Source organism: Pseudomonas sp. NPDC077649 (assembly GCF_044542855.1).
Classification (GTDB): domain Bacteria; phylum Pseudomonadota; class Gammaproteobacteria; order Pseudomonadales; family Pseudomonadaceae; genus Aquipseudomonas.
In genome coordinates, this window is sequence record NZ_JBITVF010000012.1 from 1 (window position 1) to 26,584 (window position 26,584).

Consider the following 26,584-nt stretch of genomic DNA (forward strand, 5'->3'; position numbering starts at 1 on the left):
GACCTTGTTTGGTGCCTTCGAGGGACAGATACGCGGGTGTTGGCATGAGTGCTCTCCTTGCCTGGGTCATGGATCGTGGTCGATCCGGGAGCCAGGCTTATAGCGAGCGGCGTGCCAGTTAATTTAATTTCAATAAAATCAATTATTTGATATGACCGAATTGCGGTTTTCGGTCATTGTGCGCGCTGCGTCACGTCTGGTTGCGCAACAAGTTGCGCAGTGCTGTGCAGCTTGTTGCGCAGCCTGCTGCAGGGCCCGATGTCGCTGGGCTGGGCCCGGTCCTGCGGAGGGTTATCCACAGCGGTCTGCGCAAGAAGCTGCCAGGTCGCTCACTCGGCCCAGTGCCGGCCATGGCGCTCCAGCAGGTGCTGCAGCTGTTCCGGGCCGTCGCTGCCGGCCGGGTAGGGGCGCGGGCTCTGGTAGTGCTGATGCCAGCCCTGCAGGATGGGGTCGACCCACTGCCAGGCGGCCTCCACCTCGTCGCGGCGCATGAACAGCGTCGAGTCGCCTTCGATCACGTCCAGCAGCAGGCGCTCGTAGGCGTCCCAGCGGCGCTGCTGGCTGAAGGCGTCGGCCAGGTTGAGGTCCAGTTCCACGGGTTTGAGGTGCATGCCCTTGCCGGGGTTCTTGGCCATCAGCTGCAGGCTGATGCGCTCCTCGGGCTGCAGGCGGATCAGCAGCTGGTTGGCCTGGCCTTCGTGGAACAGGCGATGCGGCACCGGTTTGAACTGGATGAGGATTTCCGAGGTTTTCTTCGCCAGGCGCTTGCCGGTGCGCAGGTAGAAGGGCACCCCGGCCCAGCGCCAGTTGTCGATTTCCACCTGCACGGCGACGAAGGTTTCGGTGTCGCTGTCGTTGTCGACGTTCTTCTCGAAGTAGTAGGCCGGCACGTCGTGTCCGCCGATCTTGCCGGCGGTGTACTGGCCGCGCACGGTCTTGTCCTGCACGTCGAGGCCGCTGATCGGCTTGAGCGCCTCGAGAATCTTCACCTTCTCGTTGCGCACCGCCTCGGCGTCGAAGCGCACCGGCGCCTCCATGGCCACCAGGCAGAGCAGTTGCAGCAGGTGGTTCTGGATCATGTCGCGCATGGCGCCGGCATGGTCGTAGTAGGCGCCGCGGTTTTCCACGCCGAGGGTTTCGCACACGCTGATCTGCACGTGGTCGATATGCCCGGCGCGCCACACCGGCTCGAACAGGGCGTTGGCGAAGCGCAGCGCCATCAGGTTCTGCACGGTTTCCTTGCCCAGGTAGTGATCGATGCGGAACACCCGCGCCTCGTCGAACACCGCGCCGATGGCGGCGTTGATCGCCCGTGCCGAGTCCAGCGAGTGGCCGATGGGTTTTTCCAGCACGATGCGCGCCTTGGGACCGGCCAGGCCGGCGTTGGCCAGGTGCGCGGCGATGTCCTCGAACAGGTCCGGCGCGGTGGCCAGGTAGTAGACCCGCACGCGCTCGTCGTCGCGCCCCAGGCGTTTGCTCAGGCGGCCGAAGTCGGCGCTCTGCGCGGCGTCCATGGCGAAATAGTCGAGGCGCGCGGCGAAGCTGGCCCAGGTGCCGGCATCGAAGTCGGCGCGTGCCACCTGAGCCCGGCAGCGGCGCTCGGCCAGGGCCTGATAGGCCTCGCGGCTGTGGCTGCTGCGGGCCAGGGCGAGGATGCGCATGCCGGCGTGCAGACGCCCTTCGCGGTGCAGGTGATAGAGCGCGGGCAGCAGCTTGTGCAGGGCCAGATCGCCGGTGCCGCCGAAAACCAGCATGTCGCAGGGGATGCTCAAGAGAGGACTCCGACTCGGTTTAACCTGTGCGCGGCTACGAGCCATGTAGTATAACTACAAGGTCACTACAACCGCCGGCCACCGATCATAACCGAGCCATGGCCGGTCGAGCGCCGCGCTTGACCCTTTTCTTCATAGAGCCGAATCCGTGAATCTGTTGCAACACATCGCCCAGTCGCGCCACCTGCTGCGCAAGTCCGAGCTCAAGGTGGCCGACCACGTCCTGCTCGATCCCGCTTCGGTGATGCACAGCTCCATGGCCGAGCTGGCCCATAGCGTCGGCATCAGCGAGCCGACCATCGTGCGTTTCTGCCGCGCCATCGGCTGCAGCGGCTTCCAGGACCTCAAACTGAAGCTGGCGCAGAGCCTGGCCGCCGGCGCCAGCTTCGGCCAGTTCGCCATCCACGAGGACGACTCGGTCGCCGACTTCAGCCTGAAGATCTTCGACACCACCCTGCACACTCTGATGGAGGTGCGCGAGAAGCTCGACCCCGAGGCGCTGCAGCGCGCCATCGCCGCCTGCGCCCAGGCGCAGCGCGTGGAATTCTACGGTTTCGGCGCGTCCGGCGCGGTGGCCGCCGATGCCCAGCACAAGTTCTTCCGCCTGCTGCTGACCGCCGCCGCCTACTCCGACCCGCATATGCAGGCGATGAGCGCGGTGACCCTCAAGCCATCCGACGTGGCCATCTGCATCTCCCAGTCGGGACGTTCCAAGGACCTGTTGATCACCGCCAACCTGGTGCGCGAGTCCGGCGCCACGCTGATTACCCTGTGCCCGAGCCAGACCCCGCTGGCCGACCTGGCCACGGTCAACCTGGCCATCGACGTGCAGGAAGACACCGAGATTTACACCCCGCTGACCTCGCGCATCGCCCACCTGGTGGTGATCGACGTGCTGGCCATGGGCGTGGCCATGGCGCGCGGGCCGAGCCTGGTCAACCACCTCAAGAGCGTCAAACGCAGCCTGCGCAGCCTGCGCCTGTCGCCGAAGTCGCTGCGCAACGTCGAGGACTGAGCGCAGCCGGTTTCACCGGCTGTTCATGTGGGCGCCGTCAAAGCGTCATCTGCCCGGAGGATGCTGAGGGCTCCAGTCCTCGTTCCGGGAGAACCGAGATGCCTCGTATCTTCGATGACGCGCCACTGCAGACCAAGCCTGACGCCAAGACCCGCCGCAAACTCCAGGACCAGCGCCGCATGGCCTATCGCCGGGCCATCGAGGCCTACGCCGAGCAGTGCCAGCTGCAGCGCGAACTGGCCGACTATCCCGACCTGATCCCCGCCGGCTACCTGCTGGCCGGCGCCCAGCGCAACGCCGCCTGAAGCCCGCCTGCGCCCGGCGCTCGCCGGGCCGGCCCGCCAGGGTTGCCCGATCCTGCGAACTTATTGCCCGGTTCTGCCGATCTGCGCGCGGGTCGACGACAGCGCCCGCGCTCCCCTCTAGAGTGATGCTCTGCCCCGCTGCGCATGACGCACGCGGGCCACCGTGACCTGTCGGCCCTGGCTGCCGGCTATCCAAGACCGGCCTGAAAAAGGTGGCAAACCATGATTACCCTGAACCTCAATGGCCAAGACCATGAGCTCGACGTGGCCGACGACATGCCGCTGCTGTGGGCCTTGCGCGACGTCGCCAATCTCACCGGCACCAAATACGGCTGCGGCATGGCGCTGTGCGGCGCCTGCACGGTGAACGTGGAGGGGCAACCGACCCGCTCCTGCGTGACCCCGGTATCGGCGGTGGCCGGCAAGCGCATCACCACCATCGAGGCGGTCGGCGAAGACGCCGTGGGCAAGGTGGTGCAGGACGCCTGGCGCCGGCTCGACGTGGTGCAGTGCGGCTACTGCCAGTCCGGCCAGATCCTGGCCGCCACGGCGCTGCTCAGCGGCAACAAGGCGCCGAGCGACGCCGATATCGACGCGGCCATGAGCGGCAATATCTGCCGCTGCGCCACCTATGTGCGGATTCGCGCCGCCATTCACGACGCCGCCAAGCAACTGGCCTGAGGAGAGACGCAGCATGGGCAAGATCGAAACCCCCGATAGCGCCGCCCGCGGCATCCTCAATCTCAGCCGGCGCAGCCTGCTCAAGGGCGCCGGCGGCCTGGCCCTGGGCATCTTCTTCGCGCCGCTGCTGCGCGGCAGGGAGGCGCTGGCGGCAGGTAGCCCGCTGGAGCCGAACGCCTTCGTGCGCATTGACCTCGACGGCACGGTGACCGTGCTGGCCAAGCATCTGGAGATGGGCCAGGGCAGTTATACCGGCCTGGCCACCCTGCTCGCCGAAGAGCTGGACGCCGACTGGAACCAGGTGCGCGTCGAGGGCGCGCCGGCCGACGCCAAGCGCTACAACAACCTCGCCTTCGGGGCGATGCAGGGCACCGGCGGCAGCACCGCCATGGCCAACTCCTGGGAGCAGATGCGCACCGCCGGCGCCGTCGCCAAGGCCATGCTGGTGGCCGCCGCGGCGCAGCGCTGGGGCGTGCCGGCCAGCGAGATCGGCGTCAGCCAGGGCGTAGTCAGCCACGCCGGCTCCGGCCGCAGCGCCGGTTTCGGCGAACTGGTCGAGGCTGCCGCGCAGCTGCCGGTGCCCGAGCAGGTGCAGCTCAAGGATGCCAAGGACTTCAAGCTGATCGGCAAGCGCGAGCTGCGGCGCAAGGACAGCCTGGACAAGACCGACGGCAGCGCGATCTTCACCCAGGACTTCAAGCTGCCCGGCATGCTGGTGGCCATGGTCGCCTACCCGCCGCGTTTCGGCGGCGTGCCGCGGACCGTGGACAGCAGCAAGGCCAAGGCGGTGCGCGACGTGGTCGCGGTGGTGGAGTTTCGCGACCTGCCCCACGGCCGCGCCGGCGTGGCGGTGCTGGCGAACAACACCTGGGCCGCGCGCCAGGGCCGCGACGCCCTGCTGATCGACTGGGACGAGAGCCAGGCCTTCACCCTCGGCAGCGCGGAAATCTTTGCCCAGTACCGCGAAGCCGCCGACCAGCCGGGGCTGCCGGCCACACGCAAGGGTGATGCCGACGCCGCGTTGACCGCGGCGGCGAAAACCCTCGAGGCCGAGTACGAGTTCCCCTACCTGGCGCATGCGGCGATGGAGCCGATGAACTGCCTGGTGAAACTGTCCGCCGAGCGCTGCGAGATCTGGAACGGCGAGCAGTTCCAGACCGTCGACCAGGCCATCATCGGCGGTTACCTGGGCCTGGCGCCGGAGCAGGTGTCGCTGACCCAGCTGTATGCCGGCGGCAGCTTCGGCCGCCGCGCCAGTTCGGTGTCGGACTATCTGCTGGAGGCGGTGGCCATCGCCAAGGCGGCGCGCGTCCAGGGCGTCGAGGCGCCGGTGAAGATGGTCTGGACCCGCGAGGACGACACCCGCGCCGGCTACTACCGGCCGCTGTACCTGCACCGCGTGCGCGTCGGTCTGGATCAGGCCGGCAAGCTGCAGGCCTGGCACAACCGCATCGTCGGTCAGTCGATCATTGCCGGCACCTCGATGGAGCCGTTCCTGGTCAAGGAGGGGATCGACCACACCTCGGTGGAAGGGCTGTCCAACCTGGCCTACAGCGTGCCCAACCTGCAGGTGGAGCTGAGCACGCCGAGCAATATCAAGGTGCCGGTGCTGTGGTGGCGCTCGGTGGGCCATACCCACACCGGTTACGTCGCCGAAACCATGATCGACGAGGCTGCCGTGGCCGCCGGCCAGGACCCCTACGCCTTCCGTCATGCGCTGCTGGACAGCCAGCCGCGCCATCGTGGCGTGCTGGAACTGGCCGCCAAACAGGCCGGCTGGGACCAGCCGCTGGCCGCCGGCGCCGAGGGTGAGAAGCGCGGTCGCGGTATCGCCGTGCACGAGTCGTTCGGCTCCTTCGTCGCCCAGGTCGTCGAGGTGACGGTCAAGGCCGACGGCAGCTACAAGCTCGATCGTGTGGTCTGCGCGGTGGATTGCGGCATCGCCATCAACCCGGACGTGATCCGCGCGCAGATGGAGGGCGGCATCGGCTTCGGCCTGGCGGCGGCGTTGCATGGTGCGATCACCCTGAAGGAGGGACGCGTGGAGCAGTCGAACTTCCACGACTTCCAGGTGCTGCGGATGAACGAGATGCCCAGGGTCGAGGTGCATATCCTGCCGTCGGCGGAGAACCCGACCGGGGTCGGCGAGCCGGGCGTGCCGCCGCTGGCGCCGGCGCTGGCCAACGCGCTGTTCGCCGCCACCGGCGTGCGCCTGCGCCAGCTGCCGTTGCCGGCGCAGATCAAGGCCTGACGTCCGATACTGGAAACACGAACGCCCGGGGTAATCCCGGGCGTTCGTGTTTATGGAGGCTGTTCTTCCCGGATTGCATCCGGGCTAGGGTGTGGTGGGAGGCAAGAGCGTGTCGGGTGGGCGACGCGAAGCTTGTCCACCTGTTTGATGGCGGCTCAGGACGCGTTCAGTCTGGTCGCCGTTTCGAGCTCGCTGGCGTCTTGCGGCGTCGGCACATGGATCGCCGCCTGGCGATGCTTGAGCATGCCGCCATCGCGCTGGTTCAGCGCTGCGGTCATTTCGGCGAGGATCGCCGTGGCCACGCTTTCCGGGGTGTCGCCGCCGATATCCAGGCCGATGGGGTAGTGCAGACGCTCCAGCGCCGGCAGACGCCTGGTGTGCTGGCGAATTTCTTCCAGCAGGCGTTCGGTGCGCTCGCGCGGCCCTAGCTGACCGATATAGACCGGCGCGCCCTGCAACACAGCGCCCAGCCAGTGGCGGTCCTGGCTGTAGCTGTGGCTCATCACCGCCACCAGCGCGCCGTCGGTCAGATGGTGCAGGGCGTAGGGCGAGCCGGTGTCGACCTGCAGCACCGCATCGGCCTCGGCAAAGCGCTCGGCGCGGGCGAAATGGGCGCGGCCGTCGATCACCGTGACGTGCCAGTCCAGCAGCTTGGCCATATGCACCAGCGGCTGCGCATCGTGGCCGGCGCCGAAGATCACCAGACGCCGTTGCGGCGCCAGGTATTCGCAGAACACCTCGATCTCGCCGCGCGCATCGCGGTAGCTGTGCAGCGAGGAGCGGCCTCGAGCCAGGGTCTCGGCCAGATCGGCGCGCACTCGGGCGTCCAGCGCCGGATCGAGCAGGCGCGCGCTGTCGGCGTGAGCCGGATGCAGCAACAGGCGCTCGCCAACCCTGACGCGGGCGTTGCGGTAGCTGGCGATCACCGTGGCTACGGCGCCGGCCTGGCCGCTTTCGCGCACCCGGCGCAGCAGGCCGAGCAGCGCCAAGGGTCTTTCGCCGCTGTGGCGCTCGAGCAGCACGTGCACGGTGCCGTTGCAGCCGAGGCCGAAGGTCAACGCGGCGTCCTGGTCGTCGTCATCGTCCTGGGTGGCGGTGCTGTAGCGGCGGATCACCGGCTCGCCGCCGTCGGTCAGCCACCAGGCCTTCTTCGCCACCTCGGACTCCAGGCAACCGCCGCTGATGGTGCCGACCGTGCCGCCGTAGAGCGGAATCAGCATGCGTGCACCGGGGCGGCGGTAGGCCGAGCCCTCGACCTTGACCACCGTGGCGAGCACGGCCTGGCCGCCGTCGCGCTCGACGGCGGCGATGGCGCCGAGCAGGGCGCTGGTTCCCGACAGCATTGGCTTCTCTCCCAGGCAGGTTCGGCGGGGCGCAGGGGTGCGCCGCCCAGGCTGCCAATGTCGCGCAGGCCGGTTACGAAGGGTTAGGCCGATCCTGCTGGATCATTGCCCGATCCTGCCGCACCGAGCTGAAAGCGCTCGGCCAGCTGGCCGATGGCGGCGCGCTCGCTGCGGATAAAGTCGAGAAAGGCCTGGGCCACCGGCGACAGGCGCCGGCCACGGTTGTTCACCGCGCACCAGCTGCGGTACAGCGGCAGCTCGGCCACCGCCAGCTCGCGCAGCAGGCCGTGGCGCAGCTCCAGATGCACCGCGTGGCGCGGCAGCAGGGCCAGGCCGAGGCCGGCGATCACCGCCTCGCGCTGGGCGTCCAGCGAGCCGATCTCCAGGGTCTGGGGAAAGTGCGCGCGCTTCTGGTGGCAGTATTCCTCGCAGGCGCGGCGGGTGCCCGAGCCGCTTTCGCGGATCAGCAGCGGATAGGCGGTGAGGTCCTGCAGTTGGAGGTCGCCTCGTGCGCAGAGCGGATGATCCGGCGGCGCCACTGCGATGATGGGGTTGTTGAGAAACGGCAGAAAATCCAGCGCCATGTCCTGCGGCACCTGGCTCATGATCAGCAGGTCGTCGCGGCTCAGGCTCAGGCGGCGCACCGCCAGGGCATGGTTGACCACCGTGAGGTTCAGGCTGACTTCGGGATACTGGCGGCGAAAAGCGGCGAACAGGTGGGGAATGAAGTACTTGGCGCTGGATTCCACGCACAGGTTGAGCTGCCCCTGCAGCGAGCCCTGCAGGTCCGACAGCTGCATGTCCAGGCTCTCCAGGCGGCCGAAGATGTCGCTGCCGGCGCGCTTGAGCGCCTCGGCCGCCTCGGTCAGGTAGAGCTTCTTGCCGACGTATTCGAACAGCGGCTGGCCGACCAGCTCCTCCAGCTGGCGAATCTGCAGACTCACCGCCGGCTGGGTCAGTGCCATCTCGTCGGCGGCGCGGCTGTACGAGCCGTGGTCGCACACGGCACGGAACACCTGGAGTTGGCGCAGGGTCATGCGCAGCAGGGTTTTACGCACGCTTTGCTCCTCGCTGGATCAATACATAAGTAATTACTTATGTCTGATCAAATAATTATTGATTTTGGTTAATTCGTACAGCCAGCTAGGGTAACTGGGCGTTCGCCGTATTGGCCGCCGCGACCCTGACAGCTCTGCGCTGAGGATTCCAACCGTGATCAAGAAAATCCTGATCGCCAACCGTGGTGAGATTGCCGTCCGCATCGTGCGCGCCTGCGCCGAAATGGGCATTCGCTCGGTGGCCATCTATTCCGAGGCCGACCGCCACGCGCTGCACGTCAAGCGCGCGGACGAGGCGCACAGCGTCGGCGACGACCCGCTGGCCGGCTACCTGAACCCGCGCAAGCTGGTCAACCTGGCGGTGGAGACCGGCTGCGACGCCCTCCATCCGGGCTACGGTTTCCTCTCCGAGAACGCCGAGCTGGCGGAGATCTGCGCCGAGCGCGGGGTCAAGTTTATCGGCCCCTCCGCCGAAGTGATTCGCCGCATGGGCGACAAGACCGAGGCGCGGCGCAGCATGATTAAGGCCGGCGTGCCGGTCACCCCGGGCACCGAAGGCAACGTCGCCGACCTCGCCGAAGCGCTGCGCGAAGCCGAGCGCATCGGCTACCCGGTGATGCTCAAGGCCACCAGCGGCGGCGGCGGCCGCGGCATTCGCCGCTGCAACTCGCGCGAGGAGCTGGAGCAGGCCTACCCGCGGGTGATCTCCGAGGCGACCAAGGCCTTCGGCAGCGCGGAAGTCTTCCTGGAAAAGTGCATCGTCAATCCCAAGCATATCGAGGCGCAGATCCTCGCCGACAGCCTCGGCAACACCGTGCACCTGTACGAGCGCGACTGCTCGATCCAGCGCCGTAACCAGAAACTGATCGAGATCGCCCCCAGCCCGCAGCTGACCCCCGAGCAGCGCGCCTACATCGGCGACCTGGCGGTGCGCGCGGCGCAGGCGGTGGGCTACGAGAACGCCGGCACCGTGGAGTTCCTGCTCGCCGAGGGCGAGGTGTACTTCATGGAGATGAATACCCGGGTGCAGGTGGAGCACACCATCACCGAGGAAATCACCGGCATCGACATCGTTCGCGAGCAGATTCGCATCGCCAGCGGCCTGCCGCTGTCGGTCAAGCAGGACGACATCATCCACCGCGGCTTTGCCCTGCAGTTTCGCATCAACGCCGAGGACCCGAAGAACAACTTCCTGCCGTCCTTCGGCAAGATCACCCGCTACTACGCCCCCGGCGGCCCCGGCGTGCGCACCGACACGGCGATCTACACCGGCTACACCATTCCGCCTTACTACGACTCGATGTGCCTGAAGCTGGTCGTCTGGGCGCTGACCTGGGAAGAGGCGATGGACCGCGGCCTGCGCGCGCTGGACGACATGCGCGTGCAGGGCGTGCGCACCACCGCGCCCTATTACCAGGAAATCCTGCGCAACCCGGAGTTCCGCAGCGCCGAGTTCAACACCAGCTTCGTCGAGAGCCATCCGGAGCTGACCCAGTATTCGATCAAGCGCAACCCGTCGCACCTGGCCATCGCCATCGCCACCGCCATCGCGGCCCACGCCGGCCTGTAGGGGAAGGATTCAGAACATGAGCAAAAAGATCTCGATCACCGACACCATCCTGCGCGACGCCCACCAGTCGCTGCTGGCCACCCGCATGCGCACCGAGGACATGCTGCCGATCTGCGACAAGCTCGACCGCGTCGGCTACTGGTCGCTGGAAGTCTGGGGCGGCGCCACCTTCGACGCCTGCGTGCGCTTCCTCAAGGAAGACCCCTGGGAGCGCCTGCGCCAGCTCAAGGCGGCGCTGCCCAATACCCGTCTGCAGATGCTCCTGCGCGGGCAGAACCTGCTCGGTTACCGGCACTACAGCGATGACGTGGTGCGCGCCTTCGTCGCCAAGGCCGCGGTCAACGGCATCGATGTGTTTCGCATCTTCGACGCGATGAACGACGTGCGTAACCTGCGCGTGTCCATCGAGGCGGTGAAGGCCGCCGGCAAGCATGCCCAGGGCACCATCGCCTACACCACCAGCCCGGTGCACACCATCGACGCCTTCGTCGAGCAGGCCAAGCAGATGGCCGCCATGGGCGTGGATTCCATCGCCATCAAGGACATGGCCGGCCTGCTCACCCCCTACGCTACCGGCGATCTGGTCAAGGCGCTGAAAGACGCCCTACCGCTGGAGGTGGTGGTGCACTCGCACGACACCGCCGGCGTGGCCAGCATGTGCCAGCTCAAGGCCGTGGAGAACGGCGCCGACCGCATCGACACCGCCATCTCCAGCATGGCCTGGGGCACCAGTCATCCGGGTACCGAGTCGATGGTCGCAGCGCTGCGTGGCACGCCCTACGACACCGGCCTGGATCTGGAATTGATCCAGGAGATCGGCCTGTATTTCCACGCCGTGCGCAAGAAGTACCACCAGTTCGAGAGCGAGTTCACCGGCGTCGACACCCGCGTGCAGGTCAATCAGGTGCCGGGCGGCATGATTTCCAACCTGGCCAACCAGCTGAAGGAGCAGGGCGCGCTCAATCGCATGGGCGAGGTGCTGGAAGAGATTCCGCGGGTGCGTGCCGACCTCGGCTACCCGCCGCTGGTGACGCCGACCTCGCAGATCGTCGGCACCCAGGCCTTCTTCAACGTGCTCGCCGGCGAGCGCTACAAGACCATCACCAACGAGGTGAAGCTGTACCTGCAGGGCCGCTACGGCAAGGCGCCGGGCAAGGTCGACGAGGCCCTGCGTAAGCAGGCCATCGGCAGCGAAGAAGTCATCGACGTGCGCCCGGCCGACCTGCTCAAGCCGGAGATGGCCAAGCTGCGCGAAGAGATCGGCACTCTGGCCAAGAGCGAAGAAGACGTACTGACCTTCGCCATGTTCCCCGACATCGGCCGCAAGTTCCTCGAGGAGCGTGCCGCCGGCACCCTCAAGCCCGAGGCCCTGCTGCCGCTACCGCAGGCCGGCGGCGCGGCGCCGGTGGGCGGCGAGGGCGTGCCCACCGAGTTCGTGGTGGACGTGCACGGCGAGAGCTACCGCGTCGACATCACCGGCGTCGGCGTCAAGGGCGACGGCAAGCGTCACTTCTACCTGTCCATCGACGGCATGCCGGAAGAGGTGGTGTTCGAGCCGCTCAACGACTTCGTCGCCGGCACCGGCGGCAAGCGCAAGCAGGCCAGCGCGCCGGGCGACGTGTCCACCACCATGCCGGGCAACATCGTCGACGTGCTGGTCAAGGTCGGCGACGCGGTCAAGGCCGGCCAGGCGGTGCTGATCACCGAGGCGATGAAGATGGAGACCGAGGTGCAGGCGCCGATCGCCGGCACGGTCAAGGCGGTGCACGTGGCCAAGGGCGACCGGGTCAACCCGGGCGACGTGCTGGTGGAAATCGAAGGTTAACCTCATGGAGCCCGGCCTGTTGAATGGGCAAGTTTGATGGGATCGCCCGGGCTCCTTTTTTATTTCGGCGCGACGGCGCGCGCGTGTTGTCCCGGGGGCCGCAAGGCTCCCTTTTTTTGATCGCGCGCGTGCCGGCGCGCCTACGCTTTCCGGTCATGTCCCGGTGCGTCGCCCGGTGGCGAGGCAAAGCAGGGCGATCAGCACCGCCCTGTGCCGGGGCATGGCCTTTTCCTTCGTTTCACCCGATCTAGGAGGTGAGCTCAAGTGGCTCTGGACCCGGTGGTGCTGTTCTTCGTCTTCGGCCTGGTCGCCGGTCTACTCAAGAGCGAGCTGAAGCTGCCGGCGGCGCTGTACGAGACGCTGTCGATCATCCTCCTGCTGGCCATCGGCCTGCACGGCGGCGTGGAGCTGGCCGAGCAGGCCAGCCTGCAGCTGCTCGGCCAGTCGGCGCTGGTGCTGGCGCTCGGCGTGCTGTTGCCGCTGCTCGCCTTCGTCCTGCTGCGCGGCCTGCGCTTCGACCGCATCAACGCCGCGGCGGTGGCCGCACACTACGGCTCGGTCAGCGCCGGGACCTTCGCCGTGGTGGTGGCCTATCTGCTGGCCAAGGGCGTCGCGTTCGAGAGCTATATGCCGCTGTTCGTGGCCATCCTGGAGATTCCCGCGATCCTGGTCGGTATCGTCCTGGCCAAGGGCATCTCCCGCGAGACCCACTGGGGCGAGCTGGGCCGCGAGATCTTCCTCGGCAAGAGCATCATGCTGCTGCTCGGCGGCCTGGTGATCGGCGCCATCGCCGGCAAGGAGGCGATCAAGCCGCTGGAGCCGCTGTACACCAGCATGTTCAAACCGGTGCTGGCGTTCTTCCTGCTGGAGATGGGCCTGATCGCCTCCGGCCAGCTCGGTGCGCTCAAGCAGTTCGGCCTGCGCCTGGCCGCCTTCGCCCTGCTGATGCCGCTGCTCGGCGCGCTGATCGGCGCCCTGCTGGCGCGCTTCATGGGCTTGAGCCTGGGCGGCACGGCGATGCTCGCCACCCTGGCCGCCTCGGCCTCCTATATCGCGGTGCCGGCGGCCATGCGCCTGGCGCTGCCGGAGGCCAACCCCTCGCTGTCGCTGACCGCTTCGCTGGGGATAACCTTCCCTTTCAATATCCTGCTCGGCATCCCGCTGTACCTGGCGCTGGCCGAGCTATTGATCGCCTGGGGATTCTGAGATGAACGCACATAGCCGTACCCTGCTCACCGTGATCTGCGAGGCGGCGCTGGAGAAGAAGCTGCTGGCCGACCTGGAGGCGCTCGGCGCCCCCGGCTGGACCCTCTCCGACGCCCGCGGCCGCGGGCACCGCGGCGTGCGCAGCGCCGATTGGGACACCGAGGGCAATATCCGCCTGGAGATCATCTGCGGCCGCGAGCTGGCCGAGCGCATTGCCGAACACCTGCAGGCGCGCTACTACGACCATTTCGCCATGGTCTGCTACCTGGCGCAGGTGGAGGTGCTGCGCGGGGAGAAGTTCTGACGGGGACCCGGTAGGGTGCGCTATGCGCACCCGGCGGCCCCTCGGTGCGGTCACTTGCCGCAGAGGGGTGAGGCGCGCAGCGCTCAGTCCTGCGGGTAGCGCGCGCGCGGGGTGGCCATCGGCACCTTGTCGCCATCGAGCGGCAGGAAGCCGCCCAGCTCGGCGTCGTAGGCCCGGATCTGGCTGGTTTCGATGTCGTACACCCAGCCGTGGATGAACAGTTGGCCGCGCGCCAGCTTGGCCGCCACCGAGGGATGGGTGCGCAGGTGGTCGAGCTGGGCCACCACGTTTTCCTCGGTGAGCACGGCGAGGGTTTCCTGGTCGTTGCCGCAGCTGCAGTTCTCCGCCACCACCGTGCGCGCCACTTCGGCATGGCGCAGCCAGGCCTTGACCGTGGGCATGGTTTCCAGCGACGCCGGATTGAGCACCGCCTTCATCGCGCCGCAGTCGGAATGGCCGCAGATGACGATGTGCTGCACACCCAGGGCCATCACCGCGTACTCGATGGCGGTGGATACGCCGCCCATCATCTGGCCGTAGGGCGGCACCACGTTGCCGACGTTGCGGTTGACGAACAGGTCGCCCGGCGAGCTCTGGGTGATCAGTTCCGGCACCACCCGCGAGTCGGCGCAGGTGATGAACATGGCGCGCGGGTTCTGCGCGGTGGCGAGCTTCTTGAACAGCTCTTCCTGCTGCGGGAATACCTCGTTGCGAAAGCGTTTGAAGCCGTCGACGATGCTTTGCAGCGCCTGCTCGGCGGTTTCGTTGCCCTCGTGGGTCTGAAGTGGAATGACCTGGTGTTTGTAAGGCATGCCCTGAACCTCTATGAACCTGAAAAGACGCTGCTAAACCGACAGCCGCAGCCGCTGGCGAGTCACACGCCAAGTGTCGCCTCAGGGCCGGTGCGGCGACAACCCGCAGGCCCGTGCAGACTGTGGCCGGGTGCGTCAGAGCAGGGCCAGCTGTCCACCCGGCGGGGCGAAGCGGCTGCAGTCCAGTTGCAGGGCCTGGCGCCGCTGCAGGCCGAGGCGGCGGATGGCCAGGGCGAAGCGCTGCGCCAGCAGTTCGGCGAAGGCGCCCTCGCCGCGAAAGCGCGCGCCGAACCGGCTGTCGTACAGCTCGCCGCCGCGGCTCTGACGGATCAGGCTGAGCACGTGCTCGGCGCGCTGCGGGTGATGCGCCCGCAACCACTCCTCGAACAGCGGCGCCACCTCGCGCGGCAGGCGCAGCAGCATGTAGTTGGCGCTCTGCGCACCGGCCTGCTGCGCCGCTTCGAGCAGGCGCTCGAGCTCCATGTCGTTGATCATCGGGATCATCGGCGAACACAGCACGCCGACCGGGATATCCTGCTGGCGCAGCACGCGGATCGCCCGCAGGCGTGCCGAAGGCGCCGCCGCGCGCGGCTCGAGGATGCGCTTGAGTTCGTCATCCAGGGTGGTGAGGCTGATATACACCGCCACCAGGCGCTGCTTGGCCAGCTCGGCGAGCAGGTCGAGGTCGCGCAGGATCAGCGCGCCCTTGGTGACGATGGTCACCGGGTGGCGGTAGTCGAGGAGGATTTCCAGGCACTGGCGGGTCAGCCGCTGCTCGCGCTCGATCGGCTGGTAGGGGTCGGTGTTGGCACCCAGGTTGATCGGCGCGCACTGGTAGCCGGGCTTGCTCAGCTGCTGCTGGAGCAGAGCGGCGGCGTTGGTCTTGGCGATCAGCCGGGTCTCGAAGTCCAGCCCCGGCGACAGGTCCCAGTAGGCGTGGCTGGGCCGCGCGTAGCAGTAGATGCAGCCGTGCTCGCAGCCGCGATAAGGGTTGATCGAGCGGTCGAAGGGCAGGTCCGGCGACTGGTTGCGGCTGATGATGGTCTTGGCGGTTTCCGCGCGCACCTCGGTGGCGCGGCTCGGTGGCACTTCCTCGAACCAGCCGTCGTCGCTGGCGATCACCCGGGTCGGGGCGAAGCGGTTATGCGGATTGCTGGCGGTGCCACGGCCACGTGGCGGCAGGCTGACGGACATGCTCGGACTCCTCGATGTACTGTATAAAAATACAGTTATTTTGGGTCCGAGCAAGTGCCGGTCATCGTCGCGGGTCAGGCGGAGGTCGGGGCGGCCTCCTGCGCCATCTCCGGGCGCTTGGCATAACGTTGCGCCAGCACCGCGCAGACCATCAGCTGGATCTGGTGGAACAGCATCAGCGGCAGGATCAGCAGGCCGATGCTGCTGCCGGCGAACAGCACCTGGGCCATGGGCACGCCGGTGGCCAGGCTCTTCTTCGAGCCGCAGAAGAGGATGGTGATGCGGTCTTCCAGGCTGAAGCCCAGCCACTTGCCGAGCAGGTGGGTGAGCAGCAGCGCCAGCGCCAGCAGCACGCAGCAGGCCAGTACCAGGGCCAGCAGGGTGAGCAGCGGCACCTGCTGCCACAGGCCGCCGATCACCGCGGTGCTGAAGGCGGTGTAGACCACCAGCAGGATCGAGCTCTGGTCGACGTACTTCAGCCAGCCCTTGTTGCGGGTCACCCAGGCGCCGATCCAGCGTTGGGCGATCTGCCCGAGGATGAACGGCAGCAGCAGCTGCAGGCTGATCTTGCCGATGGCGTCCAGGGTCGAGCCGTTGGCGCCCTCAACGCCCATCAGCAGTGCCACCAGCAGCGGGGTGAGGAAGATACCGAGCAGGCTGGAGGCCGCTGCGCTGCAGATCGCCGCGGCGATATTGCCGCGCGCCAGCGAGGTGAAGGCGATGGCCGACTGCACCGTGGCCGGCAGGGCGCAGAGGTAGAGCATGCCCAGGTACAGCTCGGTGCCGATCAGCGGCGCCATCAGCGGCTTGAGCGCCAAGCCGAGCAGGGGAAACAGCACGAAGGTGCAGGCGAATACCAACAGATGCAGGCGCCAGTGCCCGGCGCCGGCGAGGATGGCCTGGCGCGACAGCTTGGCGCCGTGGAGGAAGAACAGCAGGGCGATGGCCAGGTTGGTGATCCACGCGAAGGCCACGGCCACCTGGCCGCTGGCGGGCAGGACGGTGGCGATCAGCACCACGGCGAGCAGGGTCTGGGTGAAGGCATCGGGCAGGAAGCGGCGCAGGAACATGGCGACTCTCGGGCTTGCGGTACGGGAGGCGGCCACACTATCGTGCTGGAAAATTTCCGGCTAACGCCAAAGAGCCAGCAAGTGTCGCCAAACAGACATTCGTCCACCCTGTACCGTAGCCTGCCCGAGCTGCCGAGTCTGCCGCGGCCGCTCTATGGCCGGGTCGAATCGCTGAGCAACCGCGCGCTGACCTTCCGCCACAGCCACCCCTGGGTGCAGCTGTCCTACGCCATCGCCGGGGTGCTCGAGGTGCAGACCGCCGGCGCCCGCTTCGTCGCCCCGCCGCAACGCGCGGTGTGGGTGCCGGCGGGCGTCGAGCACCGGGTGTTCAGCTCGCCGCGCACCGAGATGCGCAGCCTCTATATCGACGGCAGCGTGGTGCCCTGGGGGTCGGACGCGTGTCGGGTGCTGGCGGTCAGTCCGTTGCTGCGCGAGCTGATTCGCGGCTTCAGTGCGCTGCCGGTGGAATACGACGAACAGGGCGCGCCAGGCCGGCTGGCCGCGGTGCTGCTGGATCAGTTGCGCGCCGCCCCGGAGGTGGCGCTGATGCTGCCGCTGCCGCAGGACGCGCGGCTGCGCGAGGTGTGCCTGGGGCTGGAGGATGCGCGCCTGCGCCAGCTCGGCCTGGGCGAATGGGGCGAGCGCCTGGGGGTGTCGGAGAAGACCCTGAGCCGGCTGTTCCTGCGCGAGACCGGGCTGAGCTTTCGCGCCTGGCGCCAGCGTCAGCGCCTGCTCGATGCGCTGACCCCGCTGGAGCAGGGCGAGCGCGTCACCGACGTGGCGCTGGCCTGCGGCTACGACTCGCTATCGGCCTTTATCGCCGCCTTTCGCCGCCAGTTCGGCGCGACGCCGGGGGAGTTCTTTCGTGAGTAGCGGAGAGGGCGGGGGTAGTTCGCCTGCAGCAATCGCCACGATTCGTAGGGGGGGTTAGCCGCTTGTCACCGGGTCTGAAAAAGCCGCTGTGCCTGCTGCGGCGTAACCCACCATCGGCGCAACACGGCCTATCGCCTGGTGGGTTACGCGGCGCGCTGCCTTTATCGGCGCTTGCAAGATCGGCGGTCGGCGCCGCTAACCCACCCTACGGATCACTCGCTCGGCTTCTTCAGCTTGGGATTGGGGAAGAACTGCACCGCCTGCACCTTGGGGTCGGCGGCCTTGGGTTTCAGGCCGCTGACGTTGACCCGGGTGGGGATCTCCTTGGGTACCGAGTTGCCGCGGGCGTCGAGGGTGTCGGCGTAGCCGCAGGCCACGCACTCGCGGTGCGGCACGCCGTCCTCGTCCCACATCTGGATCTTGTCCTGCTCGCTGCAGGCCGGGCACACGGCGCCGGCGATAAAACGCTTCTTCACGCGGCCTCCTGGCTCAGGCCGAGGTGGCGCAGCAGGGCGTCGATCTTGGGTTCGCGGCCGCGGAAGTCGACGAACAGCACCATCGGCTCCTGCGAGCCGCCGCGGGCGAGGATGGCCTCGCGGAAGGCGCGGCCGGTGTCGGCGTTGAACACCCCTTCTTCCTCGAACCTGGAGAAGGCATCGGCGCTGAGCACCTCGGCCCACTTGTAGCTGTAGTAACCGGCCGCGTAGCCGCCGGCGAAGATGTGCGCGAAGCCGTTGGCGAAGCGGTTGTAGGCCGGCGGACGCAGCACCGAGACTTCGTCGCGGATGGCTTCGAGCACCTCCAGCACGCTGCGGCCGTCGCCGTGGGTGGCGTGCAGCTCGAAGTCGAACAGGGAGAACTCCAGCTGGCGCACCATCATCAGGCCGGACTGGAAGTTCTTCGCCGCCAGCATCTTGTCCAGCATGGCCTGCGGCAGCGGTTCGCCGGTTTCATGGTGGCCGGAGATCAGCGCCAGGCCTTCCGGCTCCCAGCACCAGTTCTCCATAAACTGGCTAGGTAGTTCGACGGCATCCCAGGCGACCCCATTGATCCCCGAGGCGCCGGCATGCTCGACGCGGGTCAGCAGGTGGTGCAGGCCATGGCCGAACTCGTGGAACAGGGTGGTGACCTCGTCGTGGGTCAGCAGCGCCGGCTTGCCGCCGACCGGCGGGGTGAAGTTGCACACCAGGTTAGCCACCGGGCTGATCAGGCTGCCGTCGGCGGCGCGGCGCTTGTCGCGCGCGCCGTCCATCCAGGCACCGCCGCGCTTGTTGGCGCGGGCATAGAGGTCGAAGAAGAAGCGGCCGACGTGCTGGCCGTTCTCCTGGATTTCGAACAGGCGCACGTCCGGGTGCCAGCTGTCGAAGTCTTTCAGCTCGCGAATCTCGATGCCGTAGAGCTTCTGCACGATGGCGAACAGGCCGGTGAGCACCTTGTCCACCGGGAACCAGGCGCGCACCTGTTCCTGGGAGATGCTGTAGCGCTGCTGGCGCAGTTTCTCGCTGTAGTAGCCGACGTCCCAGCTTTGCAGGTCATTCAGGCCCTGCTCGGCGGCGAAGGCCTTGAGCTCGGCTAGGTCCTGCGCGGCGAAGGGTTTGCTGCGCACCGCCAGGTCGCGCAGGAAGCTCAGCACCTGCTCGGTGGATTCGGCCATCTTGCTGGCCAGGCTCAGCTCGCTGTAGTGGGCGAAGCCGAGCAGGCGCGCCAGCTCTTGGCGCAGGTCGAGGATCTCGGCCATCAGCGGGCCGTTGTCGTGCTGGCCGGCGTTCGGCCCCTGGTCGGAGGCGCGGGTGCAGTAGGCGGCGTAGATTTCCTCACGCAGGGCGCGGTCGTCGGCGTAGGTGATCACCGCGAAGTAGCTGGGGAACTCCAGGGTGATCAGCCAGCCGCCCAGGCCCTTGGCCGCGGCGGCCTGCTGCATCTGCGCCTTGGCCGAATCGGTGAGGCCGGCAAGCACAGCCTCGTCGGTGACGTGCTTGGTCCAGGCCTGGGTGGCGTCGAGCAGCTGGTTGGAGAATTTGCTGGTCAGCTCGGACAGGCGCATCTGGATTTCGCCGTAGCGCTTCTGCTGCTCGGCCGGCAGGTCGATGCCGGACAGGCGGAAATCGCGCAGCGCATGCTCGAGGATGGTCTTCTGCGCCACGTCGAAACCGGCGGCCTCGGGGCTGCCCGCCAGCGCGTCGTAGGCCTGGAACAGCGGCTTGTTCTGGCCCAGCTCGGTCCAGTACTCGGACAGCTTGGGCAGGCAGGCCTCGTAGGCGGCGCGCAGCTCCGGGCTGTTGCACACCGCGTTGAGGTGGCTGACCGGGCCCCAGGCGCGGCCCAGGCGCGCGCCCAGCTCGTCCAGCGCCAGCACCAGGCCGTCCCAGCTCGGCTCGGCCTGCTGCTGGAGCAGTTCGGCGATGGCCGCGCGGCTGTCGGCCAGGATCTGGTTGATGGCCGGCTCGACGTGCTCGGGTTTGATCTGCGAGTAGGGCGGCAGGTCGAAGTCTTGCAGCAGGGGGTTGTTCGCGGTCACGACGAGGCACCTGTGGCGAATGGATTCCAGGGTTGCGACCCCGGGACGCGATAAACAATCCAGGGTCGATAACAACCGACATGGGGGCCATCTTAATTACAATCAAGCTTTCCCGCAGCCCAGGAGATTTCTATCGTGGCGATTCGCAGCTACCAACAGTTCAGCCCGCAGCTCGGCGAGCGGGTGTTCGTCGACGCCAGCGCCGTGGTGCTGGGCGATGTGGAAATCGGCAGCGACAGCTCGGTGTGGCCGATGGTGGTGGTGCGCGGCGACATGCACAGCATCCGCATCGGTGCGCGCACCAGCGTGCAGGACGGCAGCGTGCTGCACATCACCCACGCCGGGCCGTTCAACCCGGCCGGCTATCCGCTGATCATCGGCGACGAGGTGACGGTCGGGCATAACGTCACCCTGCACGGCTGCACCCTGGGCAACCGCATCCTGGTCGGCATGGGCAGCATCGTCATGGACGGCGTGGTGGTCGAGGACGAGGTGGTGATCGGCGCCGGCAGCCTGGTGCCGCCGGGCAAGCGCCTGGAGAGCGGCTACCTCTACGTCGGCAGCCCGGTAAAACAGGCCCGGCCGCTGACCGAGCAGGAACGCAGCTACTTCGCCTACAGCGCGGCCAACTACGTGCGCCTGAAGGACCTGCATCTGGTCGAGGGGTATGACGGCTGATGCATTACCAGACCATCCTCTTCGACCTCGACGGTACCCTCACCGACCCGCGCGAGGGCATCACCCGTTCGGTGCAGTACGCCCTGGCCAAGCTGGGCATCGACGAGCCGGACCTGGCGGCGCTGGAGCATTTCATCGGCCCGCCGCTGATGCAGTGCTTCATGGCCAGCTACGCGCTGGACGAGGCCACGGCCTGGCAGGCGGTCAATCACTACCGCGAGCGTTTCAAGGTCACCGGGCTGTACGAGAACCGCCTGTTCGACGGCGTGCCGGCGCTGCTCGGCGAGCTGGCGGGGCAGGGCCGCAGCCTGTATATCGCCACCAGCAAGCCGACGGTGTTCGCCGAGGAGATCGCCCGTCACTTCGGTTTCGCCGGGCACTTCAAGCGCATCTACGGCAGCGAGCTGGACGGCACGCGCACCGACAAGGTGGCGCTGCTGGCGCATCTGCTGGAATGCGAGGGGCTGGCGCCGCAGACGGCGCTGATGATCGGCGACCGCAAGCACGACCTGATCGGCGCGCGGCGCAACGGCCTGGATGCGGCGGCGGTGGGCTACGGCTTCGGCAGTCGCGAGGAGCTGCTCGGCGAGGCGCCGACCTATCACTTCGCGACGCTGGAGGAGCTGCACCGGGCATTCATCTGCTGAGAGGCTGTAGCAGCGGGCGCTGCTCGCGAATGCTGCCCAGGCGAGGGCTTCGCGAGCCGGCTCGCGCCTGCAAGAACTGAGGTGGCCAGCTGAGGGGAGGTATCAGCCGTTCTTCTGGTAGATGATCTTCTTGCTGCCGCCGTCGCAGCTGCCGACCACCATGCTCTGATCCGTGACCTCGTCGTTGGCGACGATTTCCAGGGTGTAGCTGGGCACGCCGGCGGCCTGGATCTTCACTTCGATTTCTTCCTTGAGTTCTTCACAGGGCTTGGGCGCGGCCTGCGCGCCGGCGGCGAGCAGCATCAGGGCCAGGGTGGGTATCAGGCGTTGCATCGCTTACCTCCGGTGTCGAGCGAGTCCTGTCACTTTCGACAGGCAGATGGGTTGGCCAGTTCTAGCCGCCGGCCTGCAGCCTGTCCAATGCCGCGCGACGCTCTGCCTGCGGCAGCCGACCAAGGGCGGCCACCGCCCGGTAGAAGGCCGCCCAGTCGCCTGCGTGCTGGGCGAACAGCGCGGCGAAGGCCGGCACCCACTGGTCGTAGAGGCCGAACGGCAGCAGCTTGGCGTTGTTCAGCGGGCTTTCGATCCAGGCATCGAAGCGGCCGTTGCCGCCCCATTCGCGCTGGCGCAGGGCGCGGTAGTCGCGGCGCAGGCGCTCGAACTCGGCCTGCTTGGCGGCGCGCATCGCCGCCGCGTCCAGTTCGCTGGCGTACAGCCGCTGCAGGCGCTCGCGGCTGGCCAGCACCAGGTCGACGAACTGCTGGCGCTGGCGCTCGCCGTCGTCCGCGTGCGCTTCGCCGCGGCTGGCATGCCACTGGCGCAGGCCTTCGCGCTCGACGAAGGTGGCGAAGGACTCGTTGAACGCGGTGTCGCCGGCCAGGTAGTACTGCTGGTGCGCCAGCTCGTGGAAGATCACCGCCACCAGGCGCTGGTCGTTCCAGCGCAGCATGGTGTTGAGCAGCGGGTCGTCGAACCAGCCGAGGGTGGAATAGGCTTCCACCCCGCCGATATGGGTGTCCAGGCCCTGCTGACGCAGCAGCGCGGCGCCGCCGCGGGCGCGGCCCAGCTGGTAATAGCCGCGGTAGGCGACGCAGCCGGCGATGGGGAAACAGTGCAGCTCGGGCTCCAGGGAAAACTCCGGCGTGGCGAAGAGGTTCCATACCACGAAGGGCCGGCCGAGGTCGGCGTACAGGCGGTAGCTGCGGTTGTCTGGCAGGCCCAGCTGGCTGCTGGCGAAGTCGCGTGCCTGCTGTGCCAGGGCCAGGCGCCGCGCCAGCTGCGGCTCGGTGGCGGGATCGGCGAGCAGGCGCGCGACCGGCTGGCGTGCCTGCAGCAGCTGCCACTGGCCCTGGCCGAGGTGGGCGTAGTAGTCCAGGGTCGAGCAACCGCCCAGCAGCAGAGCGAGCAGGGGAGCGCTAAGGCGACGCAGCAGGCGGAGGCGGGCGATGGGCATGGCGCCACGCTACCCCATCGGCGCAGCTGCCTCCAGCGCCGAATGGGCGTAGGCTAGGGTTTCGCGCCACAGACCGGAGGTCGCCATGCGTGCCCTGCTTATCGCCGCCGCGCTGCTGCTCGGTGCCTGCGCTTCACCCCTGCCGAAACCCGACCCGCAACAGGCCTGGGTCGATCTCTACGCGCCGGCCGGCGACCTGCTGATGGCCGACCGCCTGGACCGCAAGCGCTGGCCGGACGGTCGCTACTTCCAGGTCGGCCCCGGTGCCCACGAACTGCTGGTGCGCCTGCAGTTCGAGGCCAGCCGCGGCGGCGGCATGGGCTTCAACAGCGAACCCTTGCTGCTGACCTGCGAACTGCGCCTGCGCTACGACGAGTTCGCCGCCGGCCAGCGCTACCGGGTGGAGGCCCGCTCGATGGCGATGACCGCCCAGGCCTGGCTCTACGACGAGCAGCGCAACGTGCTGGCGCGCGGCAAGGTGATGCGCTGCGGCACCGCGATCTAGCTGAGGCGGCAGCGTCCCCACCTCGTCCGAGCAGCAGGTTGGACAACCCGCAGCTTGTCCGCCGGCTGGTTCAGCCGCGCTGTAGTTCGGCGAGGATGTCGAAGGCGTGCAGGCGGTCGGCGAAGTCGTACATATCGCAGGTGAAGATCAGCTCGTCCGCCTCGGTCTGCTCCAGCAGCTGCTCCAGGCGGCTGCGCACGGTCTGCGGTCCGCCGATGGCGGCCAGGCCGAAGAACTCGCTGACCCCCTGGCGCTCGTGCGGCAACCACAGCCCTTCCATGCTCGCCACCGGCGGCCGTTGCACCAGGCTCTGCCCGCGCAGCAGGGCGAGGATGCGCTGGAACGCCGAGGTGGCCAGGTACTGCGCCTGCTCGTCGCTGTCGGCCGCCAGCAGCGGCACGCCGAGCATCACATAGGGTTTGTCCAGCACCTCGGAAGGTCTGAAGTGGTTGCGGTAGATGCGCAGCGCCTCGTGCAGGTAGCGCGGTGCGAAGTGCGAGGCGAAGGCATAGGGCAGCCCCTTCATTCCCGCCAGCTGCGCGCTGAACAGGCTGGAGCCGAGCAGCCAGATCGGCACCTGGGTGTCGGCGCCGGGCATGGCGATCACCCGTTGATCCGGGGTGCGCGGGCCGAGGTAGGCCTGCAGCTCCTCGACGTCGCCGGGGAAATCCTCGGCGCTGCCGTCGCGGCTGCGGCGCAGGGCGTGGGCGGTGTACTGGTCGGCGCCGGGCGCGCGGCCCAGGCCCAGGTCGATGCGCCCGGGATAGAGCGTGGCGAGGGTGCCGAACTGCTCGGCGATCACCAGCGGCGCGTGGTTGGGCAGCATCACCCCGCCGGCGCCGAGGCGGATGCGCGAGGTGCCGGCGGCCAGGTAGCCGAGCAGCACGGCGGTGGCGGAGCTGGCGATGCCGTCCATGTTGTGGTGTTCGGCGACCCAGAAACGCTGGAAGCCGAGGCTTTCCACGTGCCGCGCCAGCGCCAGCGAGTTGTGCAGGGCCTGGGCGGCGTCGCCGTCGTCGCGGATCGGCGCCAGGTCGAGGGTGGACAGCTTGATCGAGGCCAGTCGGCTCATGAGGGGCTCCTCGTTGCGTGGCCGGCCACTCTAACCCCTTGAGTCCGGGCGGCGCACGCCGTGCAGGGGCATAGTCATCATCGACGCGGCTGATGCGCCGAGGTCGTTGCGGGCCGATTCGACGCCGAGAAGCCGGGCGACCCGCAGCCAGTTCGACCCGGCGCGCGGCCATGGCGGCGAAGGGGCTGATGCAGGGCTCGGGCTCAGGTGGCGGGGCCGCTGCCGTGGCGCGCGCGGTATTCGCCGGGGGTCAGCCCGGTCCACTGGCGGAAGGCGCGGAAGAATACGCTGGGCTCGGAGTAGCCCAGCAGCAGGGCGATCTCGGCGGCCGGCAGGCGGCCTTCGCGCAGGTGCTGTTCGGCCAGCTGGCGGCGGGTGTCGGCGAGCAGCTGCTGGTAGCTGCAGCCTTCTTCGGCCAGGCGCCGCTGCAGGGTGCGCTCGCTGAGCAGCAGGGCGCGCGCCAGTTCGCCGCGATCCGGTTCGCCGTGGGCCAGCTGTTCGCCGAGCAGGCCGATCACCCGCGCGCTCAGGCTGGCGCTGGGCAGGCGCGCCAGCAGCGCTTCGGCGTGCTGGCGCAGCAGCTGCTGCAAGGGCGGGTTGGCCTGCACCAGCGGCACGTCGCGCAGGGCGCGGGGCAGGGCGATGGCGTAGTCGGCGGCGGCGAACTGCAGCGGGCAGGCGAACACCTCGCGGTAGGGCGCCAGATCCGCCGGTGCGGCGTGGCGGAACTGCGCGCCGAGCAGGTGGAAGCCGTCCAGCAGCGGCGTGGTCATCTGCACCCAGCAGGTCATCATCGCCAGCACGCGGATGCGCGTCGCCGGGTGTTGCGGGTGCAGCGGGCGATAGAGCAGCAGCAGGGCCTCGCCCCGTTCCTCGATGTGCAGCTCGCCGCCTTCGCCGCCCAGGCGCTGGTAGCGCAGCGCGGCGGTCAGCGCCTCGCCGAGGGTGGCGCTGCTCTGCAGCAGGTAGCTGAGTACGCTGAACGGGCCGGGGGTGAGGCTGCGGCCGAGCAGCAGGCCGGGCTCCGGGTGCTGCAGGCGCGCATCCAGTTCGCGCCACAGTGCCTCCTGGGCACTGAACGGCACCCGCGCGTCGGGGTCGGCCAGTTGCCCTTCGTGCAGGCCGCAGGCCGTCAGCAGCGTCTGGCGGTCGAGGCCGAGGCGGCTGGCGGCGTGCAGGATCGCCTGGGTCAGGCTGGCGCTGACCGAGGCCTGCGGCGACTCGTGAATGGCGTGTGACATGTGCCGATTCTGCCCAATGGCGGAGAACGGCGATAGCCCGGCGCGCCACACGCGGTTACGACCGATTGGTCGTTGGCGCGTGCATATTGGCGCCGAGCGGTTAGACTTGCCCTCCCGAACGTCGCCCACAAGGCGCGCTCGCTCTACAACAACAGAAAAAGGAGATCTCCCATGAAAGGCAAATCCTTGGCATGGGTCCTGTCCGCCGCACTCGCAGGCACTACCCTGAGTGGCATGGCACAGGCTGAAGAGAAGTTCGTCACCATCGGCACCGGCGGCCAGACCGGCGTCTACTACGTGGCCGGCCAGTCCATCTGCCGTTTCCTCAACCGCGGTGCGGCCGAGCACGGCATCAAGTGCAACGCCCCGGCCAGCGGTGGCGGCGTGGCCAACGTCAACGGCATCCGCAGCGGCGAGTTCAACTTCGGCATCATGCAGTCGGACCACCAGTACAAGGCGCTCAACGGCGCGGCGCCGTTCGAGGCCGAAGGCGCGATGAGCGACATCCGCGCGGTGTTCTCCCTGCAGAGCGAGGTGTTCACCATCCTCGCCCGCCGCGACGCCAAGATCGCCAGCTTCGACGACCTCAAGGGCAAGCGCGTCAACGTCGGCAACCCGGGTTCGGGTCAGCGCGACACCCTGGAAGAGATCATGGCCGTCAAGGGCTGGGATCGTTCCGCCTTCGCCCTCGCCGCCGAGCTGAAGCCGGCCGAGCAGGCCAGCGCCCTGGGCGACAACAACATCGACGCCATGACCTACTTCGTCGGTCATCCCAACGGCGCGATCCAGGAAGCCACCACCACCACCGACGCGGTGCTGGTGCCGGTGACCGGCGCCGAGATCGACAAGCTGCTGGCCGAGAAGACTTACTACACCAAGGCCGACATCCCCGGCGGCCTGTACAAGGGCAACGATGCGCCGACCCCGTCGATCGGCGGCAAGGCCGTGCTCTCCACCTCGGCCAACGCCGACCCGGAAGTGGTCTACCAGCTGGTCAAGTCGGTGTTCGACAACATCGAGCGTTTCAAGCGCCTGCACCCGGCCTTCGCCGATCTCAAGGAAGCCGACATGATCAAGGTCGGCCTGACCGCGCCGCTGCATGAAGGCGCCGCGCGTTACTACAAGGAGCGCGGCTGGCTGTAAGCTGCCAGCGACCGGCCTGCCGAGCAGGCCGGTTGGCCTTTCCGGCGG

The 26,584-nt window shown here is 68.1% G+C and carries 25 protein-coding genes; 13 read left to right on the plus strand and 12 right to left on the minus strand.

The window, feature by feature from the left end; translation table 11 throughout:
- Positions 1–329: 329 nt before the first annotated feature.
- Complete coding sequence (gene zwf / locus ACIGFL_RS23375; RefSeq protein ID WP_177342939.1) at positions 330–1,817, minus strand: glucose-6-phosphate dehydrogenase; 1,488 nt, start codon at positions 1,815–1,817, stop codon at positions 330–332.
- 103 nt (positions 1,818–1,920) lie between these two features.
- Here zwf and hexR point away from each other — a divergent pair, with 103 nt between their 5' ends.
- From hexR to ACIGFL_RS23395, 4 genes are all read left to right on the plus strand, one after another.
- Positions 1,921–2,787 carry a transcriptional regulator HexR gene (hexR, locus tag ACIGFL_RS23380; RefSeq protein ID WP_021445989.1) on the plus strand — a complete coding sequence of 289 codons (867 nt, stop codon included), beginning with the start codon at positions 1,921–1,923 and terminating at the stop codon, positions 2,785–2,787.
- Positions 2,788–2,885: 98 nt separating this feature from the next.
- Positions 2,886–3,092, plus strand: coding sequence for a PA3496 family putative envelope integrity protein (locus ACIGFL_RS23385; protein WP_397498732.1), 207 nt, complete (start codon positions 2,886–2,888; stop codon positions 3,090–3,092).
- 222 nt (positions 3,093–3,314) lie between these two features.
- A complete protein-coding gene (locus ACIGFL_RS23390; RefSeq protein ID WP_397498733.1) occupies positions 3,315–3,773 on the plus strand; it encodes a (2Fe-2S)-binding protein in 459 nt (152 codons plus the stop codon).
- Positions 3,774–3,786: 13 nt separating this feature from the next.
- Positions 3,787–6,024 (plus strand): molybdopterin cofactor-binding domain-containing protein, encoded by a 2,238-nt coding sequence (locus tag ACIGFL_RS23395; RefSeq protein WP_397498734.1) that lies wholly within the window; start codon positions 3,787–3,789, stop codon positions 6,022–6,024.
- A gap of 155 nt (positions 6,025–6,179) precedes the next feature.
- Here the strand turns inward: ACIGFL_RS23395 and ACIGFL_RS23400 are convergent, their stop codons facing one another.
- Positions 6,180–7,367 carry an XdhC family protein gene (locus ACIGFL_RS23400; RefSeq protein ID WP_397498735.1) on the minus strand — a complete coding sequence of 396 codons (1,188 nt, stop codon included), beginning with the start codon at positions 7,365–7,367 and terminating at the stop codon, positions 6,180–6,182.
- 83 nt (positions 7,368–7,450) lie between these two features.
- Positions 7,451–8,425 (minus strand): LysR family transcriptional regulator, encoded by a 975-nt coding sequence (locus ACIGFL_RS23405; protein WP_397498736.1) that lies wholly within the window; start codon positions 8,423–8,425, stop codon positions 7,451–7,453.
- 154 nt (positions 8,426–8,579) lie between these two features.
- Between ACIGFL_RS23405 and ACIGFL_RS23410 the strand changes: the two genes are divergently transcribed.
- The 4 genes from ACIGFL_RS23410 (at position 8,580) to ACIGFL_RS23425 (ending at position 13,330) form a co-directional block, all read left to right on the plus strand.
- Entirely contained in the window at positions 8,580–9,995 is a 1,416-nt protein-coding gene (locus tag ACIGFL_RS23410) for an acetyl-CoA carboxylase biotin carboxylase subunit (RefSeq protein WP_021443839.1), read from the plus strand.
- A 16-nt stretch (positions 9,996–10,011) separates the two neighbouring features.
- Entirely contained in the window at positions 10,012–11,820 is a 1,809-nt protein-coding gene (oadA, locus tag ACIGFL_RS23415; protein WP_397498737.1) for a sodium-extruding oxaloacetate decarboxylase subunit alpha, read from the plus strand.
- A 264-nt stretch (positions 11,821–12,084) separates the two neighbouring features.
- Positions 12,085–13,026: a sodium-dependent bicarbonate transport family permease gene (locus ACIGFL_RS23420; RefSeq protein WP_021443748.1), complete on the plus strand. Its 942-nt coding sequence runs from the start codon at positions 12,085–12,087 to the stop codon at positions 13,024–13,026.
- A gap of 1 nt (position 13,027) precedes the next feature.
- Entirely contained in the window at positions 13,028–13,330 is a 303-nt protein-coding gene (locus tag ACIGFL_RS23425; protein ID WP_021443749.1) for a P-II family nitrogen regulator, read from the plus strand.
- An 83-nt stretch (positions 13,331–13,413) separates the two neighbouring features.
- Here ACIGFL_RS23425 and ACIGFL_RS23430 read toward each other — a convergent pair whose 3' ends face one another.
- The 3 genes from ACIGFL_RS23430 to ACIGFL_RS23440 all read right to left on the minus strand — a co-directional run bounded on the left by ACIGFL_RS23430 (position 13,414) and on the right by ACIGFL_RS23440 (position 16,406).
- Complete coding sequence (locus ACIGFL_RS23430; protein WP_122110012.1) at positions 13,414–14,142, minus strand: carbonic anhydrase; 729 nt, start codon at positions 14,140–14,142, stop codon at positions 13,414–13,416.
- Positions 14,143–14,277: 135 nt separating this feature from the next.
- Positions 14,278–15,336: a PA0069 family radical SAM protein gene (locus tag ACIGFL_RS23435; RefSeq protein ID WP_021443751.1), complete on the minus strand. Its 1,059-nt coding sequence runs from the start codon at positions 15,334–15,336 to the stop codon at positions 14,278–14,280.
- A gap of 74 nt (positions 15,337–15,410) precedes the next feature.
- Positions 15,411–16,406: a bile acid:sodium symporter family protein gene (locus ACIGFL_RS23440; RefSeq protein WP_397498738.1), complete on the minus strand. Its 996-nt coding sequence runs from the start codon at positions 16,404–16,406 to the stop codon at positions 15,411–15,413.
- 81 nt (positions 16,407–16,487) lie between these two features.
- On the opposite strand from ACIGFL_RS23440, the gene ACIGFL_RS23445 reads away from it, so the two are divergent.
- Positions 16,488–17,279: an AraC family transcriptional regulator gene (locus tag ACIGFL_RS23445; protein ID WP_397498739.1), complete on the plus strand. Its 792-nt coding sequence runs from the start codon at positions 16,488–16,490 to the stop codon at positions 17,277–17,279.
- 212 nt (positions 17,280–17,491) lie between these two features.
- On the opposite strand, the gene ACIGFL_RS23450 is transcribed toward ACIGFL_RS23445, so the two are convergent.
- Together ACIGFL_RS23450 and prlC are read right to left on the minus strand one after the other, a co-directional pair.
- Positions 17,492–17,755, minus strand: coding sequence for a YheV family putative zinc ribbon protein (locus ACIGFL_RS23450; RefSeq protein WP_397498740.1), 264 nt, complete (start codon positions 17,753–17,755; stop codon positions 17,492–17,494).
- Positions 17,752–19,797, minus strand: coding sequence for an oligopeptidase A (gene prlC / locus ACIGFL_RS23455; RefSeq protein ID WP_397498741.1), 2,046 nt, complete (start codon positions 19,795–19,797; stop codon positions 17,752–17,754). Before prlC ends, ACIGFL_RS23450 begins: the two co-directional genes overlap by 4 nt.
- Before the next feature lie 135 nt (positions 19,798–19,932).
- On the opposite strand from prlC, the gene ACIGFL_RS23460 reads away from it, so the two are divergent.
- On the plus strand, positions 19,933–20,475 hold the full coding sequence (locus ACIGFL_RS23460) for a gamma carbonic anhydrase family protein (RefSeq protein WP_397498742.1): 543 nt from the start codon (positions 19,933–19,935) through the stop codon (positions 20,473–20,475).
- The gene (locus ACIGFL_RS23465; RefSeq protein WP_397498743.1) at positions 20,475–21,122 is read left to right on the plus strand and encodes an HAD family hydrolase; all 648 of its coding nucleotides are present in this window, start codon (positions 20,475–20,477) and stop codon (positions 21,120–21,122) included. Before ACIGFL_RS23460 ends, ACIGFL_RS23465 begins: the two co-directional genes overlap by 1 nt.
- 102 nt (positions 21,123–21,224) lie before the next feature.
- On the opposite strand, the gene ACIGFL_RS23470 is transcribed toward ACIGFL_RS23465, so the two are convergent.
- The gene (locus tag ACIGFL_RS23470) at positions 21,225–21,455 is read right to left on the minus strand and encodes a DUF1161 domain-containing protein (RefSeq protein WP_021443284.1); all 231 of its coding nucleotides are present in this window, start codon (positions 21,453–21,455) and stop codon (positions 21,225–21,227) included.
- A 61-nt stretch (positions 21,456–21,516) separates the two neighbouring features.
- A complete protein-coding gene (locus ACIGFL_RS23475; protein ID WP_397498744.1) occupies positions 21,517–22,575 on the minus strand; it encodes an aminopeptidase in 1,059 nt (352 codons plus the stop codon).
- 85 nt (positions 22,576–22,660) lie between these two features.
- Here ACIGFL_RS23475 and ACIGFL_RS23480 point away from each other — a divergent pair, with 85 nt between their 5' ends.
- A complete protein-coding gene (locus ACIGFL_RS23480) occupies positions 22,661–23,080 on the plus strand; it encodes a hypothetical protein (protein WP_122110005.1) in 420 nt (139 codons plus the stop codon).
- Between the two features lie 70 nt (positions 23,081–23,150).
- Here ACIGFL_RS23480 and ACIGFL_RS23485 read toward each other — a convergent pair whose 3' ends face one another.
- On the minus strand, positions 23,151–24,152 hold the full coding sequence (locus tag ACIGFL_RS23485; RefSeq protein WP_397498745.1) for an LLM class flavin-dependent oxidoreductase: 1,002 nt from the start codon (positions 24,150–24,152) through the stop codon (positions 23,151–23,153).
- Positions 24,153–24,355: 203 nt separating this feature from the next.
- Positions 24,356–25,393 (minus strand): AraC family transcriptional regulator, encoded by a 1,038-nt coding sequence (locus tag ACIGFL_RS23490; RefSeq protein ID WP_397498746.1) that lies wholly within the window; start codon positions 25,391–25,393, stop codon positions 24,356–24,358.
- Positions 25,394–25,564: 171 nt separating this feature from the next.
- On the opposite strand from ACIGFL_RS23490, the gene ACIGFL_RS23495 reads away from it, so the two are divergent.
- Complete coding sequence (locus ACIGFL_RS23495) at positions 25,565–26,536, plus strand: TAXI family TRAP transporter solute-binding subunit (protein ID WP_122110002.1); 972 nt, start codon at positions 25,565–25,567, stop codon at positions 26,534–26,536.
- Positions 26,537–26,584 lie beyond the last annotated feature (48 nt).